A 3,412-nucleotide genomic window follows, 5' to 3' on the forward strand; every position below is an offset into this window, starting at 1 on the left:
GCGGCAGATGCGCGCCCGAGCACCGCGGCGCTCGGCTAATCGCCGCCGTGGAACGTCTGCGGGCCGGCGAAATTGTCGAACTTCGTGTATTGCCCCAGGAACGTGAGCCGAACGGGGCCGATCGGGCCGTTACGCTGCTTACCGATGATGATTTCAGCCGTCCCTTTATCGGGGCTGTCGGGGTTGTACACTTCGTCGCGGTAGATGAACAAGATGACGTCCGCGTCCTGCTCGATAGCGCCCGATTCGCGCAAGTCCGACATGACGGGACGCTTGTTCGGCCGCTGCTCGAGGCTTCGGTTCAGCTGGGAGAGCGCGATGACCGGCACATCGAGTTCCTTGGCCAATCCCTTGAGCGAGCGCGAGATTTCGGAAATCTCCGTGGCGCGGTTCTCTCCGGCCGACGAGCCGGACATCAGCTGCAAGTAATCGACGATGATGAGCCCGAGCTTGCCGCATTGGCGCGCCAGGCGCCGTGCGCGCGAGCGCAACTCCATCGGGTTCAGGCCGCCCGTCTCGTCGATGAACAGTTGCGCCTCGCTCATTTTCTGCACGGCGTGCGTGAGCTTGGGCCAATCCTCGTCGGTGAGGCGCCCCGTGCGCATGCGGTGCTGATCGAGGCGGCCGACCGAGCCGAGCATCCGCATGACGAGCTGCGTACCCGGCATTTCCATCGAGAACACGGCGACGGGCAACCCGTACTCCACGGCCACGTACTCGCCGATGTTCATCGAAAATGCCGTGTTGTGCGTGACAACGTAATCGTCGGTCAGGTAAAGCCGCGTGGGGTGCGATACCGAGATACATTGCGTTTGCGCTCGCCGCGTCGGCTCGATCGAGACCACCACAGGCATCTTGCGCCGCGTGCGGCCACCCTCCAGCCGCTCCCGCTTGCCTTCGAAGAGGAACAGGCTTTGCGGATCCGGGTGGCTGATCGTGCATTGGTAGGCGGTCGCACCTTGCTGAGGCACGCCCTCGCGCGTGAACGACGCGACGTTTTCCGACACCGTGCACCAGCCGCCCAGGGAGCGCACGAGCTCGCACACGTCTTGTGCCAGTCGCGCGCTGGCCGTCGAATACCGAACCGTGCCGCAGGACTCGACCCAGCCGTCGGTGTCCAGCAACCCGCGCAGCAAGTCGAGCCGCACCGATTTAGCGGCGTCGAGATACGCGCGCGGGATGAATTTGTCGGCGCTCGTGCATCCCCACAGGCTCAACCGCTCCAGCGCCAGCTTGATCGGGTTCACGCTCGGACGCTTCGTATCCGGGCCCGCGGGCCGGCGTTTGATGCGCCAATCGTACTGGCCGGCATATTCAATCTGCATGCGGTCACCCACGCGCGCACGCATTCGTTCGAGTGTCTCCTCAGCCTTGACACTGAAGCGAACCGACGTACCGCCGATGGCACCGTCTCCCAACAATGCGCCGAGCACCCAAGGATCGACCGGCAAGGCTTCTTCGTGGCCGAAATCTCCGCTGGGTAGATCGATCCACAAGCGGCTCTGGTAACGCTTGCGCGTCAGCAGCGTGCGCAGCTCGGCCGTATCGACCACGCGCGGTTGCGCCCAATCCCGAAAATGCACACGCCACAGATGCTCGTCGCAACACTCGGCCGAGCGGCCGTCCGAGAACCGCACCCGATAAACCTGGCGCTCGCCCTGCGGATAGATACCCGTCACCATCGACGGCGCCCCGTCCACCGAAGCGAGCGCATCGCCCCGTTCGAGATCGCCCATTCGCTTCCACCCCGTGAGCGTCTTCACACGGGCGTCGAGCGGCTGCGCCTTTCCCATTGACGGGCGTCCCGCCACGATGATGAGCTCCCCGCCATGCATCCCCGACGTCATGCGGTCCAAATCGACGAAACCCGTCGGCGTACCGGTCACGTCGCTCGGATTGGCGGTGTGGTAAAGGGTGTCGATCCGTTCGACGACCTGGGTGAGCAGCGGCCCGATCTCCAAAAAGCCTTGCGTGCCCCGTGCGCCGTCTTCGGCGATCGAAAACACGCGCGCCTCGGCCTCGTCAAGCAGCTGTCGCACCTCCTTGCCTTGCGGATTGAACGCATCGGCCGAGATTTCATCGGCCACCGACACGAGCCGGCGCAGCACCGCGCGATCGCGCACGATTTCGGCATAGCGCCGGATATTGGCGGCGCTCGGCGTGTTTTGGGCCAGCGCGTTCAAATACGCGAGCCCACCGACTTCGTCGGCCTTGCCCGCGCTCGTCAGCGCCTCGTAGACGGTCACGACGTCGGCCGGCCGCGTCGCCGCGATCAGCCGCCCGATGTGCTCGTAAATAATGCGGTGGTCGTACCGGTAGAAATCGCTCTGGGCGAGGAAATCGGCGATACGGTCCCATGCGGCGTTGTCGAGCAGCAACCCGCCGAGGACCGATTGCTCGGCCTCGATCGAATGCGGGGGGACCTTTAGCGATTCGAGTTGCGGATCATGGGACGGTGCGTTCATGGGAAGGCATTATCGCGAAATGGCTGCGCCTTAGCCAGCAGGCAAAACGAGGCCAAAACAAAAAAGGCAGGAAACCGGCACGCCGGCTCCTGCCCCTCTTCAATCTGTGCGCTCGACCGGGCAACGCCCGATCGAGCCGGCACCTGCTCGCGATACTTACGCGTGCTCGCCGAGCACCGACACGGTGACGTCCACCAGGACGTCCGTGTGCAGCGCAACTTGCACCGGGTGGTCGCCCACCATCTTCAACGGACCTTGCGGCAGGCGAACCTGCGCCTTTTCCGCTGCAAAACCTTGCTTCGTCAGTGCTGCGGCGATGTCCGCGTTCGTGACCGAGCCGAACAGACGGCCATCCACGCCGGCCTTCTGGCCGATCTGGATCGTGAGGCCAGCCATCTTCTCGCCTTGCGCTTGCGCAGCGGCCAGCTTCTCGGCGGCCGCCTTTTCGAGTTCGGCGCGGCGCACTTCGAATTCGGCGATCGCGGCCTTCGTCGCGCGACGAGCCAGCTTTTGCGGAATCAGGAAGTTACGGGCGTAGCCATCCTTGACCTTGACGACGTCGCCGAGGTTGCCGACGTTGACGACTTTTTCCAAAAGAATGATTTGCATTCGGATTCTCCTTATCGCGCCGTCTGATTAGGCCTTGTGCAGGTCGGTGTACGGCATGAGCGCGAGGAAACGCGCACGCTTGATCGCCGTGTCGAGCTGACGTTGATAGTGGGCCTTCGTACCCGTCAGACGAGCCGGCGTGATCTTGCCGTTTTCGCCGATGAAGTCCTTCAGCGTTTCGATGTCTTTGTAGTCGATGTACTCGACGCCGGCAGCCGTGAAGCGGCAAAACTTCTTGCGCTTGAACAGCGGGTTTTGTTGCTGACGGCGCTTGTCGAATTTCTTACCAGTCGGGCGGGGCATGTTCAGTCCTTTCCAATGTCCTGCAATTCTGTGAT

Annotated in this window: 3 protein-coding genes; all 3 read right to left on the reverse strand. The window is 63.3% G+C overall.

From position 1 onward, the window contains the following. Window positions 1–35: 35 nt before the first annotated feature. The 3 genes from dnaB to rpsR all read right to left on the reverse strand — a co-directional run bounded on the left by dnaB (window position 36) and on the right by rpsR (window position 3,377). A complete protein-coding gene (gene dnaB, locus ACTHL0_RS00405) occupies window positions 36–2,465 on the reverse strand; it encodes a replicative DNA helicase (RefSeq protein WP_440564573.1) in 2,430 nt (809 codons plus the stop codon). Between the two features lie 156 nt (window positions 2,466–2,621). Further along, window positions 2,622–3,074 carry a 50S ribosomal protein L9 gene (gene rplI, locus ACTHL0_RS00410; protein WP_440539354.1) on the reverse strand — a complete coding sequence of 151 codons (453 nt, stop codon included), beginning with the start codon at window positions 3,072–3,074 and terminating at the stop codon, window positions 2,622–2,624. 27 nt (window positions 3,075–3,101) lie between these two features. Further along, on the reverse strand, window positions 3,102–3,377 hold the full coding sequence (rpsR, locus tag ACTHL0_RS00415; protein ID WP_440539353.1) for a 30S ribosomal protein S18: 276 nt from the start codon (window positions 3,375–3,377) through the stop codon (window positions 3,102–3,104). Window positions 3,378–3,412 lie beyond the last annotated feature (35 nt).

The sequence above is a fragment of the Trinickia sp. genome, assembly GCF_051961175.1.
GTDB lineage: Bacteria > Pseudomonadota > Gammaproteobacteria > Burkholderiales > Burkholderiaceae > Trinickia.

What these genes read in the sequence shown, in the direction of transcription:
- dnaB (WP_440564573.1), bottom strand. Translation starts at nt 2,465, where the DNA reads ATGAACGCACCGTCCCATGATCCGCAACTCGAATCGCTAAAGGTCCCC.
- rplI (WP_440539354.1), bottom strand. Translation starts at nt 3,074, where the DNA reads ATGCAAATCATTCTTTTGGAAAAAGTCGTCAACGTCGGCAACCTCGGC.
- rpsR (WP_440539353.1), bottom strand. Translation starts at nt 3,377, where the DNA reads ATGCCCCGCCCGACTGGTAAGAAATTCGACAAGCGCCGTCAGCAACAA.